Consider the following 12,433-nt stretch of genomic DNA (forward strand, 5'->3'; position numbering starts at 1 on the left):
GGAGCCGCGGCCTGAGCTACGTACGAGCCGAGAGCGCTGCTACTTGCCGTCCTCGTCACTCTGAAGCGCCTCCATGGCGCGAGCCGTGACCTCTTCGACCTTGCCCAGCGCGGAGATGGTGACGACCAGTCCCTGCGCCTTGTAGTAGTCGATGATCGGCTCGGTCTGCGTGTGGTAGACCTCCAGCCGCTTGCGGACCGTGTCCTCCGAGTCGTCGTCACGCTGGTACAGCTCGCCGCCGCAGGCGTCACAGACGCCCTCGGCCTTCGGCCGGCTGTACGTGACGTGGAAGACGTGGCTGGAGTCCTTGCGGCAGATGCGCCGCCCGGCGATCCGCTTGACGACCTCTTCCTCGGGGACCTCGAGGTCCAGCACCGCGTCCAGCTTCATGCTCTCGGACTGGAGCATCTCGTCGAGCGCCTCGGCCTGGGACACGTTGCGCGGGAAGCCGTCCAGCAGGAAGCCGTTCTCGGCGTCCGGCTTCTCCATGCGGTCCTTGGCCATCCCGATGGTGACCTCGTCCGGCACCAGGTTGCCCGCGTCCATGTAGGACTTCGCGAGTTTCCCGAGTTCCGTCTGCTGGCTGATGTTGGCCCGGAACAGGTCGCCCGTGGAGATGTGCGGGATCGACAGGTTCTTGGCGAGGAACGCGGCCTGCGTTCCCTTACCGGCACCCGGCGGCCCGACGAGGACGATACGCATTAGCGGAGGAACCCTTCGTAATTGCGCTGCTGGAGCTGGCTCTCGATCTGCTTCACCGTCTCGAGACCGACACCCACGATGATCAGGATGCTGGTCCCGCCGAACGGGAAGTTCTGGTTTGCCCCGAAACCAGCCAACGCCATCGTCGGCACGAGAGCGATCAGGCCCAAGTACAGCGAGCCCGGCCAGGTGATCCGGTTGAGCACGTACGAAAGGTACTCAGCGGTCGGTCGGCCAGCCCGGATGCCCGGGATGAAGCCACCATACTTCTTCATGTTGTCCGCGACTTCCTCGGGGTTGAACGAGATGGCCACGTAGAAGAACGCGAAGAAAATGATCAGGAAGAAGTAGAGGACGATGTGCGTCGGAGCGTCCGTCTGCGCGAGGTTCCGCTCGATCCAGGCCTTCCAGCCGGAGGCTCCTCCGGAGAACTGGGCGATCAGCGCCGGGATGTAGAGCAGCGACGAGGCAAAGATCACAGGGATGATGCCCGCCTGATTGACCTTCAGCGGAATGTAGGTCGACGTACCGCCGTAGGACCGGCGGCCGATCATCCGCTTCGCGTACTGAACCGGAATACGACGCTGTGCCTGCTCGACGAAGACCACCAGGCCGATCATCACGAGGCCGACGGCGACCACGGTGCCGAACTCGATCCAGCCGCCGGCCAGGGAGCCCTCCTCCTTGATGGCCCACAGCGCGGACGGGAAGGTCGCGGCGATCGAGATGAACATCAGGATCGACATGCCGTTGCCGATGCCGCGGTCGGTGATGAGCTCACCGAGCCACATGACGGTGGCCGTACCGGCGGTCATGGTGATGACCATCACGACGGTGGTGAAGATCGACTGGTCCGGCACGATCTGGTTGGCGACCTGGCAGCGCTGGAAGAGCGCGCCGCTGCGGGCGGTGGCCACCAGGCCGGTGCCCTGGAGGATCGCAAGCGCCACGGTCAGGTACCGCGTGTACTGGGTGATCTTCGCAGTACCGGCCTGACCCTCCTTCTTCAGGGCTTCCAGGCGCGGGATCACTACGGTCAGCAGCTGAAGGATGATGCTCGCCGTGATGTACGGCATGATGCCGAGCGCGAAGATGGTGATCTGAAGCAGAGCGCCGCCGCTGAACATGTTGACCAGACCGAAGAGGCCGGTGTTGGTGCTCGCCTGATCGATACAGACCTGGACGGCCCTGTAGTCGACGCCGGGGATCGGGATATGCGTACCGATCCGGTAGATCACGATGATGCCGAGCGTGAAGAGCAGCTTCTTGCGCAGGTCGGGCGTCTTGAACGCCCGGGCGAACGCGGTGAGCACGGTGCCTCCTGCGACCCCCGCGCTACTGCGTCAAGGGTGACGGTCTTGAGGTTCGACTAATAGGACGACTTATCTAACGGTCAACTGCCGCTCCGAGTGCCTCACAAGAAGCACTCAGTAAAAGTGGGCAGCGCAGGCCACCTTACCGGCGAGACCGCCCCCCTTGGAACGACCAACCGGGGATACCCCATTTGTGGGTATCCCCGGTTGGGATCGCTCAAGTCATCGAGACGCCTGATGCTTTCAGACGAGCTCGGTGACGGTGCCGCCGGCGGCGGTGATCTTCTCCTTGGCGGAGCCGGAGACGGCGTCGACCGTCACCTGCAGCGCCACGGAGATCTCGCCCTGGCCGAGGACCTTGACGAGGCTGTTCTTGCGAACGGCACCCTTGGCCACCAGACCCTCGACGGTGACCTCGCCACCCTCGGGGTAGAGCGCGGCCAGCTTGTCGAGGTTCACGACCTGGTACTCGGTCTTGAACGGGTTCTTGAAGCCCTTCAGCTTCGGAAGGCGCATGTGGAGGGGCATCTGGCCACCCTCGAAGCGCTCCGGAACCTGGTAACGGGCCTTCGTACCCTTGGTACCACGACCGGCCGTCTTACCCTTCGACGCCTCACCACGACCGACACGGGTCTTGGCGGTCTTGGCGCCCGGGGCGGGACGGAGGTTGTGGATCTTGAGCGGGTTCTGCTCCGCCATGATCAGTCGACCTCCTCGACCGTCACGAGGTGGCGGACGGTGTGCACCATGCCGCGGAACTCGGGGCGGTCCTCCTTGACGACCTGCGTGTTGATGCCCTTGAGACCAAGGGAGCGCAGGGTGTCACGGTGGTTCTGCTTGCTGCCGATGTAGGACTTGACCTGCGTAATCTTGAGCTGCGCCATGATTACGCACCCGCCCCGGCACGCGCACGGAGAAGAGCCGCGGGGGCGACGTCCTCGAGCGGCAGACCACGGCGGGCCGCGATCTCCTCGGGACGCTGCAGGCCCTTCAGGGCCTCCACGGTCGCGTGCACGATGTTGATGGCGTTGTCGGAGCCGAGCGACTTCGACAGCACGTCGTGGATACCGGCGCACTCGAGCACGGCACGCACCGGACCACCGGCGATAACACCGGTACCGGGCGACGCGGGCTTGAGCAGCACGACGCCGGCAGCCTTCTCACCCTGGATGGGGTGCGGGATGGTGCCCTGGATGCGGGGGACCTTGAAGAAGTGCTTCTTGGCCTCCTCAACGCCCTTGGCGATGGCGGCCGGCACCTCCTTGGCCTTGCCGTAACCGACACCCACGGTGCCGTCACCGTCGCCCACCACGACCAGCGCGGTGAAGCTGAAGCGACGACCACCCTTCACAACCTTGGCGACGCGGTTGATCGCGACAACGCGCTCAACGTACGCGGTCTTCTCGGCGGCAGCTGCGCCGCCGTCACGGCCCTTCCGGTCCCGCCGCTCGCCGCCACCGGCACCGCCACCGCGGCGCTGGGGTCCAGCCATTGGATTTACCTCTCTCTGTTTCCGCTAGCTACGGAAGCGGCTCAGAACTTGAGCCCGGCTTCGCGGGCGGCGTCCGCCAGAGCGGCGATGCGCCCGGCGTACTGGTTGCCACCACGGTCGAATACGACGGCCTCGACGCCCGCGGCCTTGGCGCGCTCGGCGACCAGGGCGCCGACCTGCTTGGCCTGCGCGGACTTGTCGCCCTCGCCACCGCGGATCGAGGTGTCCAGGGTGGACGCCGACGCAAGGGTGTGACCCTTGATGTCGTCGATCACCTGGGCCACGATGTGGCGGTTCGAGCGGGTAACGACCAGACGAGGACGCTCCGCCGTTCCGTTGATGTGCTTACGGATCCGGATGTGGCGGCGCTTGATCGCGGCGCGCTTGTAGGCGTCGCCCTTAAGGATCTTCTGTCCGTATGCCATGGCTTACTTACCCGCCTTTCCGACCTTGCGGCGGATGACTTCGCCCTCGTACTTGACGCCCTTGGCCTTGTACGGGTCGGGCTTGCGCAGCTTGCGGATGTTGGCCGCAACCTCGCCGACCTTCTGCTTGTCGATGCCCTCGACCGAGAACCGGGTGGGGGCCTCCACCTTGAAGGTGATGCCCTCGGGGGCCTCGACGGTGATCGGGTGGCTGTAGCCCAGAGCGAACTCCAGGTTCGAACCCTTGGCCGTCACGCGGTAACCGACACCGCTGATCTCGAGCTTCTTCACGTAACCCTGGGTCACGCCGGTGATCATGTTCGCCACCAGCGTGCGGGACAGGCCGTGCAGGGCCTTGTTCTGACGCTCGTCGTTGGGGCGGGTCACCGAGAGGGTGCCGTCCTCGCCCTTGGCGATGTCGATCGGCGCTGCGACGGTGTGGGTCAGCGTGCCCTTGGGGCCCTTGACCGAGACCGTACGGCCGTCGATGGTGACGTCCACGCCGGCGGGAACCGCGATGGGGAGCTTGCCGATGCGCGACATAGCTGTTTCCTCCGTTCCCTTCTGCTACCAGACGTAGGCGAGAACTTCTCCGCCTACGCCCTTCTTGCCGGCCTGCTTGTCGGTCAGGAGACCGTGCGACGTGGAGATGATCGCCACGCCGAGGCCACCGAGGACCTTGGGCAGGTTGGTGGACTTCGCGTACACCCGGAGACCGGGCTTGGAGATCCGCTTGATGCCCGCGATGGAGCGCTCACGGTTCGGGCCGAACTTCAGCTCGAGGACGAGGTTCTTGCCGACCTCGGCGTCCTCGACACGCCAGCCCGTGATGAAGCCCTCCTGCTGGAGGATCTCCGCGATGTGCGACTTGATCTTCGAGTGCGGCATCGCCACGGTGTCGTGGTACGCCGAGTTCGCGTTCCGCAGACGCGTAAGCATGTCTGCGATCGGATCAGTCATGGTCATGAATTGGCCTTCGGCCTCTCTCGCCGGGGTTTCCTGGTGCGCCATCCCTCTCCCCGATCCGAGACGGGACGGGTGCGGCGCGGTGGACCTACGGCGTAGTAAGTCGTACGGGCGACCGTCAGGCGCCCAACCCTCCAAGCCTAAGCCATGGAAGGGAGGGCACCTGACACGCCCAGTGCTTACCGAGAGCCCTTGGAATCCCTAAATGGGGGATTACCAGGAGCTCTTGGTCACGCCCGGCAGCTCGCCACGGTGAGCCATCTCACGAAGGCACACGCGGCACAGGCCGAACTTGCGGTACACGGAGTGCGGGCGGCCGCAGCGCTGGCAGCGGGTGTAGCCACGCACACCGAACTTGGGCTTGCGAGCAGCCTTAGCGATCAGAGCCTTCTTCGCCATCTCGCTCACGCCTCCTTGAAGGGGAAGCCGAGGTGACGAAGGAGCGCGCGGCCCTCAGCGTCGTTGGTCGCCGTGGTCACCACGGTGATGTCCATACCCCGGACGCGGTCGATCTTGTCCTGGTCGATCTCGTGGAACATGACCTGCTCCGTGAGACCGAAGGTGTAGTTGCCACGGCCGTCGAACTGCTTGGGGGACAGACCACGGAAGTCGCGGATGCGCGGCAGCGCGAGCGACAGGGTGCGGTCCAGGAACTCCCACATGCGGTCGCCACGGAGCGTGACGTGGGCACCGATCGGCTGGCCCTCACGCAGCTTGAACTGCGCGATGGACTTGCGGGCCTTGGTGACGGCCGGCTTCTGACCGGTGATCGTGGTCAGGTCGCGGATCGCGCCCTCGATCAGCTTCGAGTCACGGGCGGCGTCGCCGACACCCATGTTGACCACGATCTTGACGAGGCCGGGAACCTGCATGACGTTCTCGTACTTGAACTCGTCACGCAGCTTGCCCGCGATCTCCTCGCGGTACTTCGTCTTCAGACGCGGAGTGGTGGTGGTAGCCATCAGATGTCCTCACCCGTCCGCTTGGCAACGCGGATCTTGTTGCCTTCGTCGTCGAAGCGGTAGCCGACACGCGTGACGACCTTGTTGCCGTCCTTCTCAACGACCAGCTGGACGTTGGAGACGTGGATCGGCGCCTCGGTCGTGACGATGCCGCCGGCCTGCGAACCGCGAGCGGTCGGACCGGCCTTGGTGTGCTTCTTGACCCGGTTGACACCCTCGACCAGGACGCGCTCGTCGCGCGGGTAAGCGGCAATGACCTTGCCCTGCTTGCCCTTGTCCTTGCCGGTGATGACCTGGACCAGGTCGCCCTTCTTGATCTTCATGCTTACAGCACCTCCGGAGCCAGCGAGATGATCTTCATGAACTTCTTCTCGCGCAGCTCACGCCCGACCGGGCCGAAGATGCGGGTGCCGCGAGGGTCGCCGTCGTTCTTCAGAATGACGGCGGCGTTCTCGTCGAAGCGGATGTACGAGCCGTCCGGACGGCGGCGCTCCTTGACGGTGCGAACGATGACCGCCTTGACGACGTCACCCTTCTTCACGTTGCCACCGGGGATCGCGTCCTTGACGGTGGCGACGATGACGTCACCGATGCCCGCGTAGCGGCGACCGGAGCCACCGAGCACACGGATGCAAAGGATCTCCTTCGCACCAGTGTTGTCGGCGACACGCAGTCGCGACTCCTGCTGGATCACGTCTATCTCCTGTTTGTCTGCCGGTTCCCGGCAGGGACCGCCTCTTTACGAGGTGAGGCCCCTGCCGAGCCTGGCGGAACTGTCCTGCGGGCTACCCCGCAGGAATTACTTGGCCTTCTCGAGGATCTCGACGACGCGCCAGCGCTTCGTCGCGGACAGCGGCCGGGTCTCCATGAGGAGGACGCGGTCGCCGACACCCGCGGCGTTCTGCTCGTCGTGCGCCTTGAGCTTGTTCGTACGGCGGATGACCTTGCCGTACAGCGCGTGCTTCACACGGTCCTCGACGGCGACGACGACGGTCTTGTCCATCTTGTCGCTGACGACGAGACCCTCACGGGTCTTGCGGAAACCGCGCGCCTCTGCGTTCTCAGTCACGTTCTTCTCGCTCATCAGGCGTTCTCCACCGTTTCGATGCCCAGCTCACGCTCGCGCATCAGGGTGTAGATCCGCGCGATGTCCTTGCGGACCGCCTTGAGACGGCCGTGGTTCTCGAGCTGACCAGTCGCCGCCTGGAAGCGGAGGTTGAACAGCTCTTCCTTGGCCTCGCGGAGCTTCGCCAGAAGCTCCTCGTTGCCCAGCTCGCGCAGCTCGGACGCCTTGGTACCGGCCGACATCACGCTTCACCTGCCTCGCGCTTGACGATCCGGCACTTCATCGGCAGCTTGTGGGCGGCGCGAGTCAGAGCCTCACGGGCGATCTTCTCGTTGGGGTACGACAGCTCGAACATCACGCGTCCGGGCTTGACGTTGGCGATCCACCACTCCGGAGAACCCTTACCGGAACCCATGCGGGTCTCGGCGGGCTTCTTGGTGAGCGGACGGTCCGGGTAGATGTTGATCCAGACCTTGCCACCACGCTTGATGTGACGCGTCATGGCGATACGAGCGGCCTCGATCTGACGGTTCGTCACGTAGGCCGGGGTGAGCGCCTGGATGCCGTACTCGCCGAACGCAACCTGCGTTCCACCCTTGGACATGCCAGAGCGCTTCGGGTGGTGCTGCTTGCGGTGCTTGACCCTACGGGGGATCAGCATTTCGGTCAGGCCTCCGTTCCGGTGCTCTCAGCCGGAGCGGACGCGGGAGCCTCGGCCTTGGGGGCCTCGGAACCGGCAGCCTGCTGCGGCTTACGACCGCGCCGCTCGCCACCGCGGCCACCACGGGCCGGGCGGTCGGCACCACCACGGGCCGGGCGGTTACCCGCACGGGCCGCAGCGTTCTCGGCGCGGACCTCGGCGATGTTCTTGACGTCGCCCTTGTAGATCCAGACCTTCACACCGATGCGGCCGAAGGTCGTCTTGGCCTCGAAGAAGCCGTAGTCCACGTTCGCGCGGAGCGTGTGCAGGGGCACACGGCCCTCGCGGTAGAACTCCGAGCGGGACATCTCGGCGCCACCGAGGCGGCCACCGCACTGGATCTTGATGCCCTTGGCGCCGGCCTTCATCGCCGACTGCATGCTCTTACGCATGGCACGGCGGAAGGAGACGCGGGAGGAGAGCTGCTCGGCAACGGCCTGGGCAACCAGCTGAGCGTCGGTCTCGGGGTTCTTGACCTCGAGGATGTTCAGCTGGACCTGCTTGCCCGTGAGCTTCTCGAGGTCACCGCGGATGCGGTCGGCCTCGGCGCCACGGCGGCCGATGACGATGCCCGGACGCGCGGTGTGGATGTCCACCCGCACACGGTCACGGGTGCGCTCGATCTCAACCTTCGAGATACCGGCGCGCTCCATGCCGGACGTCATCATCCGACGGATGGCGACGTCTTCCTTGACGTAGTCCTTGTACAGCTTGTCGGCGTACCACCGGGACTTGAAGTCCGTGGTGACACCGAGCCGGAACCCATGCGGGTTAACCTTCTGGCCCATTACCGGGTTCCTTCCTTGCTGGCGACGACCACGGTGATGTGGCTGGTCCGCTTGCGGATCCGGTAGGCACGGCCCTGGGCACGCGGACGGAACCGCTTCAGGGTCGGGCCCTCGTCGACGTACGCCTCGCTGATGAACAGCGAGGTGGCGTCCGGGTGGTCGTAGTTGTGCGCGGCGTTGGCGATGGCGCTGTCCAGCACCTTGCCGACGGGCACGGAGGCTGCCTGCGGAGCGAATCGCAGAACAGCCTGAGCCTCCGTGGCATCCATGCCACGGATAAGGTCCACCACGCGGCGGGCCTTCATGGGCGTAACGCGGATGTACCGCGCCTGGGCCCTGGCTTCCATGGTTGTCCCTCTCAGTTACTTACGTGTCTGAATGCGATCCGCTACTAGCGGCGCTTCGACTTCCGGTCGTCCTTGACGTGGCCCCGGAAGGTGCGCGTCGGCGAGAACTCGCCGAGCTTGTGGCCGACCATCGACTCGGTGACGAACACCGGGATGTGGGTCTTGCCGTTGTGCACCGCGAGCGTGTGGCCGAGCATGGCCGGCACGATCATGGAGCGACGGGACCAGGTCTTGATGACGTTCTTGGAACCGGCTTCGTTCTGGGCTTCCACCTTCTTGATCAGGTGGTCGTCGACGAAGGGCCCCTTCTTGAGACTGCGCGGCATCTAAACCCGCTCCTAGCGCTTCTTGTTCGTCTTGCGGCGGCGGACGATGTACTTGTTGCTCGCCTTCTTGGGAGCACGAGTACGACCCTCCTTCTGACCCCACGGGGAGACCGGGTGGCGACCACCGGAGGTCTTGCCCTCACCACCACCGTGCGGGTGGTCAACCGGGTTCATCGCCACACCGCGAACGGTCGGGCGAACGCCCAGCCAGCGCTTACGGCCGGCCTTACCCCAGTTGATGTTGCTCTGCTCGGCGTTGCCGACCTCGCCGACGGTGGCGCGGCAGCGCACGTCGACCAGGCGGATCTCACCGGAGGGCATGCGCAGGTGGGCCATCTGGCCCTCCTTCGCGAGCAGCTGCACGGAGGCACCGGCGGAGCGGGCGAACTTGGCGCCGCCACCGGGACGGAGCTCGATCGCGTGGATCGTGGTACCGACCGGGATGTTGCGCAGCGCCAGGTTGTTGCCCGGCTTGATGTCGGCCCCGGGACCGTTCTCCACGCGGTCACCCTGCTGCAGGTTGCGCGGGGCGAGGATGTAGCGCTTCTCGCCGTCGGCGTAGTGCAGCAGCGCGATGCGCGCGGTGCGGTTGGGGTCGTACTCGATGTGCGCGACCTTCGCCGGCACGCCGTCCTTGTCGTGACGACGGAAGTCGATCACGCGGTAGGCGCGCTTGTGGCCACCACCCTGGTGGCGGACGGTCACACGACCGGAGTTGTTACGGCCACCCTTGCTGTGCAGGGGGCGGACCAACGACTTCTCCGGCGTGGACCGCGTGACCTCGACGAAGTCGGCGACGCTGGAGCCACGACGGCCCGGCGTAGTCGGCTTGTACTTGCGGATTCCCATTTCTCAGTCCTCGTCCGATATCGGACGATCCGGACCGCCCTTAGGCGGTCGGACCGCCGAAGATGTCGATACGGTCGCCCTCAGCGAGGGTCACGATCGCGCGCTTGGTGCCTGCGCGCTGGCCGAAGCCCGTGCGGGTCCGCTTGCGCTTGCCCTGGCGGTTGATCGTGTTGACCCCGGTGACCTTGACCTCGAAGACCGACTCGACGGCCTGCTTGATCTGGGTCTTGTTGGAGCTCGGCGCGACGATGAACGTGTACTTGTTCTCGTCGAGAAGCGCGTAGCTCTTCTCGGACACGACCGGCTTGATCAGGACGTCACGGGGGTCCGTGAACGCCTTGCTGACCGGGGTGACGACGGTGTTCTTGCCCTCGGCGGCGTGGCGACGCGCCTTGGCGACGCGAGCGGCCTTGGCCTTCTTCGCGGCCTTGGAGGCAATGGCGGGGTGACGGATAGCCATCAGGCCTCGCTCCCTTCGGTGTCATTGGCCTTCGGGCCGGACACGAAGGACTCCAGGGCGGCCTGGGTGAAGACCACGTCGTCCGAGACGAGAACGTCGTACGTGTTCAGCTGGCCCGGCTCCAGGATGTGGACCTGGGGCAGGTTGCGGGCGGACAGCCACGCGGCCTCGTCGGCGCGCTCGACGACCAGGAGCAGGTTCTTGCGCTCCGAGATCTTGCCGAACAGGCTCTTCGCGGCCTTCGTGGAGGGGGTCTCGCCCTCGATCACGCCGGAGACGACGTGAATGCGGTTGTTGCGGGCCCGGTCGGTGAGGGCGTGGCGCAGGGCCGCGGCCTTCATCTTCTTCGGGGTCCGCTGCGAGTAGTCACGCGGCACGGGACCGTGCACGACGCCACCACCGGCGAACTGCGGCGCGCGGGTCGAGCCCTGACGGGCGCGACCGGTGCCCTTCTGGCGGTAAGGCTTCTTGCCACCACCACGGACCTCGCCACGCGTCTTGGTCTTGTGCGTGCCCTGGCGGGCAGCGGCCAGCTGTGCGACGACGACCTGGTGGAGCAGCGGGACGCTGATCTTCTCTACGTCGAAGATCTCCGCGGGGAGCTCGACGGAACCGGCCTTGTCGCCCACCGGCGAAAGGATGTCAACAGTGCTCATCGGTTACCTCAGGCCCCCTTGGCCGCGGTGCGGACCAGGACGAGGCCGCCGTTCGGACCGGGAACCGCGCCCTTGATGAGCAGCAGACCCTTCTCCGCGTCAACGGCGTGGACGGTCAGGTTCTGGGTGGTGACCCGCTCGTTGCCCATGCGACCCGCCATGCGGAGGCCCTTGAACACGCGGCCCGGGGTGGCGCAGCCACCGATGGAACCGGGAGAGCGGTGCTTGCGCTGGGTGCCGTGTCCGGCGCCGAGGCCCTTGAAGTTGTGACGCTTCATGACACCGGCGAAGCCCTTGCCCTTGCTCTTGCCGGTGACGTCGACCTTCACGCCGGCCTCGAAGACCTCGGCCGTGACTTCCTGGCCGAGCGTGTACTCGGAGGCGTCAGCGGTGCGGATCTCGACGAGGTGGCGACGGGGGGTGACGTCGGCCTTGGCGAAGTGGCCCTTGAGGGGCTTGTTCACCTTGCGCGGGTCGATCTCGCCGAAGGCGATCTGGACCGACTCGTAGCCGTCGACGTCGTTGGTACGGACCTGGGTGACGACGTTGGGGCCGGCCTTGACGACGGTGACCGGAACAACACGGTTGTTCTCGTCCCACACCTGCGTCATGCCGAGCTTCTCGCCCAGGATGCCCTTGATCTGCTTAGCCATTCTCAGATCACCAGCCCTCAGAGCTTGATCTCGATGTCGACACCGGCCGGGAGGTCGAGTCGCATCAGAGAGTCAACGGTCTTGGGCGTCGGGTCGAGGATGTCGATCAGGCGCTTGTGCGTGCGCATCTCGAAGTGCTCGCGCGAGTCCTTGTACTTGTGCGGCGACTTGATGACGCAGTACACGTTCTTCTCAGTGGGCAGCGGCACCGGGCCCGCGACCGACGCACCAGTGCGGGTCACCGTCTCGACGATCTTCTTCGCCGAGGAGTCGATGACCTCGTGGTCGTAGGCCTTGAGCCGGATGCGGATCTTCTGTCCCGCCATGGCTACTCAGTAGTCCTGTCTCTCTACAGCTCTGGAACCCGGTGTCCCTTTGACTCCTCCGACCCACGCGGTCGGGCGTGTCGCGCTTTCGCTGACACAGATGTCCCTTGTTCGAACATCCCTTGCCTTGGGAAAGAGGTTCACCGGGTGCCTGGCCAGTGCCGCACCACACTTCCCGGAAGATTCCCGTACGTCCGCCCCAGCGCTGCCTTGCGGCAGTTAGGGCGACGAGTACTGTGGGACTCGCTTCCGGTCCTCCCGGCGGGAGGCGCGCAGCATCAACACTCGACCGAGCAACTCCGACAGTCTGCCATATGGGGCAGGGGGCTGGCCAATCGAGCCGGAGAGAATACCCCGGGGGTGACGTAGGTCAAACCCGGGTGCGGATCGGGCGCGAGCGCG

The 12,433-nt window shown here is 65.6% G+C and carries 23 protein-coding genes; all 23 read right to left on the minus strand.

The annotated features are described in order from the left end of the window. Positions 1 to 39: 39 nt before the first annotated feature. The 23 genes from ACZ4UU_RS20805 to rpsJ all read right to left on the minus strand — a co-directional run bounded on the left by ACZ4UU_RS20805 (position 40) and on the right by rpsJ (position 12,031). Entirely contained in the window at positions 40 to 702 is a 663-nt protein-coding gene (locus ACZ4UU_RS20805) for an adenylate kinase (RefSeq protein ID WP_471904870.1), read from the minus strand. Next, positions 702 to 2,015 (minus strand): preprotein translocase subunit SecY, encoded by a 1,314-nt coding sequence (gene secY / locus ACZ4UU_RS20810; protein ID WP_471904871.1) that lies wholly within the window; start codon positions 2,013 to 2,015, stop codon positions 702 to 704. Before secY ends, ACZ4UU_RS20805 begins: the two co-directional genes overlap by 1 nt. Before the next feature lie 243 nt (positions 2,016 to 2,258). Then, positions 2,259 to 2,714, minus strand: coding sequence for a 50S ribosomal protein L15 (rplO, locus tag ACZ4UU_RS20815; RefSeq protein ID WP_014674382.1), 456 nt, complete (start codon positions 2,712 to 2,714; stop codon positions 2,259 to 2,261). 2 nt (positions 2,715 to 2,716) lie between these two features. Further along, a complete protein-coding gene (rpmD, locus tag ACZ4UU_RS20820; RefSeq protein ID WP_003974250.1) occupies positions 2,717 to 2,899 on the minus strand; it encodes a 50S ribosomal protein L30 in 183 nt (60 codons plus the stop codon). Positions 2,900 to 2,901: 2 nt separating this feature from the next. Beyond that, complete coding sequence (rpsE, locus tag ACZ4UU_RS20825) at positions 2,902 to 3,507, minus strand: 30S ribosomal protein S5 (RefSeq protein ID WP_009190144.1); 606 nt, start codon at positions 3,505 to 3,507, stop codon at positions 2,902 to 2,904. 41 nt (positions 3,508 to 3,548) lie between these two features. Next, positions 3,549 to 3,932 (minus strand): 50S ribosomal protein L18, encoded by a 384-nt coding sequence (gene rplR / locus ACZ4UU_RS20830; protein ID WP_007494754.1) that lies wholly within the window; start codon positions 3,930 to 3,932, stop codon positions 3,549 to 3,551. A gap of 3 nt (positions 3,933 to 3,935) precedes the next feature. Next, positions 3,936 to 4,475 (minus strand): 50S ribosomal protein L6, encoded by a 540-nt coding sequence (gene rplF / locus ACZ4UU_RS20835; RefSeq protein ID WP_471904872.1) that lies wholly within the window; start codon positions 4,473 to 4,475, stop codon positions 3,936 to 3,938. 24 nt (positions 4,476 to 4,499) lie between these two features. After that, complete coding sequence (rpsH, locus tag ACZ4UU_RS20840) at positions 4,500 to 4,898, minus strand: 30S ribosomal protein S8 (RefSeq protein ID WP_129799270.1); 399 nt, start codon at positions 4,896 to 4,898, stop codon at positions 4,500 to 4,502. A 213-nt stretch (positions 4,899 to 5,111) separates the two neighbouring features. After that, on the minus strand, positions 5,112 to 5,297 hold the full coding sequence (locus tag ACZ4UU_RS20845; RefSeq protein WP_003948630.1) for a type Z 30S ribosomal protein S14: 186 nt from the start codon (positions 5,295 to 5,297) through the stop codon (positions 5,112 to 5,114). Positions 5,298 to 5,302: 5 nt separating this feature from the next. Further along, the gene (rplE, locus tag ACZ4UU_RS20850; RefSeq protein WP_053661885.1) at positions 5,303 to 5,860 is read right to left on the minus strand and encodes a 50S ribosomal protein L5; all 558 of its coding nucleotides are present in this window, start codon (positions 5,858 to 5,860) and stop codon (positions 5,303 to 5,305) included. Next, the gene (gene rplX, locus ACZ4UU_RS20855; RefSeq protein ID WP_053674523.1) at positions 5,860 to 6,183 is read right to left on the minus strand and encodes a 50S ribosomal protein L24; all 324 of its coding nucleotides are present in this window, start codon (positions 6,181 to 6,183) and stop codon (positions 5,860 to 5,862) included. Before rplX ends, rplE begins: the two co-directional genes overlap by 1 nt. Positions 6,184 to 6,185: 2 nt before the next feature. Beyond that, positions 6,186 to 6,554, minus strand: coding sequence for a 50S ribosomal protein L14 (rplN, locus tag ACZ4UU_RS20860; protein ID WP_003998823.1), 369 nt, complete (start codon positions 6,552 to 6,554; stop codon positions 6,186 to 6,188). Positions 6,555 to 6,659: 105 nt separating this feature from the next. Next, a complete protein-coding gene (rpsQ, locus tag ACZ4UU_RS20865) occupies positions 6,660 to 6,944 on the minus strand; it encodes a 30S ribosomal protein S17 (RefSeq protein WP_018543912.1) in 285 nt (94 codons plus the stop codon). After that, entirely contained in the window at positions 6,944 to 7,168 is a 225-nt protein-coding gene (rpmC, locus tag ACZ4UU_RS20870; protein ID WP_007494763.1) for a 50S ribosomal protein L29, read from the minus strand. The genes rpsQ and rpmC overlap by 1 nt, the downstream gene beginning before the upstream one ends. Further along, entirely contained in the window at positions 7,168 to 7,587 is a 420-nt protein-coding gene (rplP, locus tag ACZ4UU_RS20875) for a 50S ribosomal protein L16 (RefSeq protein WP_030745246.1), read from the minus strand. The genes rpmC and rplP overlap by 1 nt, the downstream gene beginning before the upstream one ends. 5 nt (positions 7,588 to 7,592) lie before the next feature. Then, a complete protein-coding gene (gene rpsC / locus ACZ4UU_RS20880) occupies positions 7,593 to 8,414 on the minus strand; it encodes a 30S ribosomal protein S3 (protein WP_031477835.1) in 822 nt (273 codons plus the stop codon). Next, positions 8,414 to 8,761, minus strand: coding sequence for a 50S ribosomal protein L22 (rplV, locus tag ACZ4UU_RS20885; RefSeq protein WP_062706767.1), 348 nt, complete (start codon positions 8,759 to 8,761; stop codon positions 8,414 to 8,416). Before rplV ends, rpsC begins: the two co-directional genes overlap by 1 nt. 44 nt (positions 8,762 to 8,805) lie before the next feature. Continuing rightward, entirely contained in the window at positions 8,806 to 9,087 is a 282-nt protein-coding gene (gene rpsS, locus ACZ4UU_RS20890) for a 30S ribosomal protein S19 (protein WP_301997685.1), read from the minus strand. A gap of 12 nt (positions 9,088 to 9,099) precedes the next feature. Next, positions 9,100 to 9,936: a 50S ribosomal protein L2 gene (rplB, locus tag ACZ4UU_RS20895; protein ID WP_037887002.1), complete on the minus strand. Its 837-nt coding sequence runs from the start codon at positions 9,934 to 9,936 to the stop codon at positions 9,100 to 9,102. A 40-nt stretch (positions 9,937 to 9,976) separates the two neighbouring features. Next, positions 9,977 to 10,396, minus strand: a complete 420-nt coding sequence (gene rplW / locus ACZ4UU_RS20900; RefSeq protein WP_471904873.1) for a 50S ribosomal protein L23 — start codon at positions 10,394 to 10,396, stop codon at positions 9,977 to 9,979. Next, entirely contained in the window at positions 10,396 to 11,052 is a 657-nt protein-coding gene (gene rplD, locus ACZ4UU_RS20905; RefSeq protein WP_471904874.1) for a 50S ribosomal protein L4, read from the minus strand. Before rplD ends, rplW begins: the two co-directional genes overlap by 1 nt. An 8-nt stretch (positions 11,053 to 11,060) precedes the next feature. Continuing rightward, a complete protein-coding gene (gene rplC, locus ACZ4UU_RS20910) occupies positions 11,061 to 11,705 on the minus strand; it encodes a 50S ribosomal protein L3 (protein ID WP_062706771.1) in 645 nt (214 codons plus the stop codon). A gap of 17 nt (positions 11,706 to 11,722) precedes the next feature. After that, positions 11,723 to 12,031, minus strand: a complete 309-nt coding sequence (gene rpsJ, locus ACZ4UU_RS20915) for a 30S ribosomal protein S10 (protein ID WP_003948644.1) — start codon at positions 12,029 to 12,031, stop codon at positions 11,723 to 11,725. Between the last annotated feature and the right edge of the window lie 402 nt (positions 12,032 to 12,433).

It is taken from the genome of Streptomyces sp. NPDC028907 (assembly GCF_055564995.1).

What these genes read in the sequence shown, in the direction of transcription:
- ACZ4UU_RS20805 (WP_471904870.1), bottom strand. Translation starts at nt 702, where the DNA reads ATGCGTATCGTCCTCGTCGGGCCGCCGGGTGCCGGTAAGGGAACGCAG.
- rplO (WP_014674382.1), bottom strand. Translation starts at nt 2,714, where the DNA reads ATGGCGGAGCAGAACCCGCTCAAGATCCACAACCTCCGTCCCGCCCCG.
- rpmD (WP_003974250.1), bottom strand. Translation starts at nt 2,899, where the DNA reads ATGGCGCAGCTCAAGATTACGCAGGTCAAGTCCTACATCGGCAGCAAG.
- rpsE (WP_009190144.1), bottom strand. Translation starts at nt 3,507, where the DNA reads ATGGCTGGACCCCAGCGCCGCGGTGGCGGTGCCGGTGGCGGCGAGCGG.
- rplR (WP_007494754.1), bottom strand. Translation starts at nt 3,932, where the DNA reads ATGGCATACGGACAGAAGATCCTTAAGGGCGACGCCTACAAGCGCGCC.
- rplF (WP_471904872.1), bottom strand. Translation starts at nt 4,475, where the DNA reads ATGTCGCGCATCGGCAAGCTCCCCATCGCGGTTCCCGCCGGCGTGGAC.
- rpsH (WP_129799270.1), bottom strand. Translation starts at nt 4,898, where the DNA reads ATGACCATGACTGATCCGATCGCAGACATGCTTACGCGTCTGCGGAAC.
- ACZ4UU_RS20845 (WP_003948630.1), bottom strand. Translation starts at nt 5,297, where the DNA reads ATGGCGAAGAAGGCTCTGATCGCTAAGGCTGCTCGCAAGCCCAAGTTC.
- rplE (WP_053661885.1), bottom strand. Translation starts at nt 5,860, where the DNA reads ATGGCTACCACCACCACTCCGCGTCTGAAGACGAAGTACCGCGAGGAG.
- rplX (WP_053674523.1), bottom strand. Translation starts at nt 6,183, where the DNA reads ATGAAGATCAAGAAGGGCGACCTGGTCCAGGTCATCACCGGCAAGGAC.
- rpsQ (WP_018543912.1), bottom strand. Translation starts at nt 6,944, where the DNA reads ATGAGCGAGAAGAACGTGACTGAGAACGCAGAGGCGCGCGGTTTCCGC.
- rpmC (WP_007494763.1), bottom strand. Translation starts at nt 7,168, where the DNA reads ATGTCGGCCGGTACCAAGGCGTCCGAGCTGCGCGAGCTGGGCAACGAG.
- rplP (WP_030745246.1), bottom strand. Translation starts at nt 7,587, where the DNA reads ATGCTGATCCCCCGTAGGGTCAAGCACCGCAAGCAGCACCACCCGAAG.
- rpsC (WP_031477835.1), bottom strand. Translation starts at nt 8,414, where the DNA reads ATGGGCCAGAAGGTTAACCCGCATGGGTTCCGGCTCGGTGTCACCACG.
- rplV (WP_062706767.1), bottom strand. Translation starts at nt 8,761, where the DNA reads ATGGAAGCCAGGGCCCAGGCGCGGTACATCCGCGTTACGCCCATGAAG.
- rpsS (WP_301997685.1), bottom strand. Translation starts at nt 9,087, where the DNA reads ATGCCGCGCAGTCTCAAGAAGGGGCCCTTCGTCGACGACCACCTGATC.
- rplB (WP_037887002.1), bottom strand. Translation starts at nt 9,936, where the DNA reads ATGGGAATCCGCAAGTACAAGCCGACTACGCCGGGCCGTCGTGGCTCC.
- rplW (WP_471904873.1), bottom strand. Translation starts at nt 10,396, where the DNA reads ATGGCTATCCGTCACCCCGCCATTGCCTCCAAGGCCGCGAAGAAGGCC.
- rplD (WP_471904874.1), bottom strand. Translation starts at nt 11,052, where the DNA reads ATGAGCACTGTTGACATCCTTTCGCCGGTGGGCGACAAGGCCGGTTCC.
- rplC (WP_062706771.1), bottom strand. Translation starts at nt 11,705, where the DNA reads ATGGCTAAGCAGATCAAGGGCATCCTGGGCGAGAAGCTCGGCATGACG.
- rpsJ (WP_003948644.1), bottom strand. Translation starts at nt 12,031, where the DNA reads ATGGCGGGACAGAAGATCCGCATCCGGCTCAAGGCCTACGACCACGAG.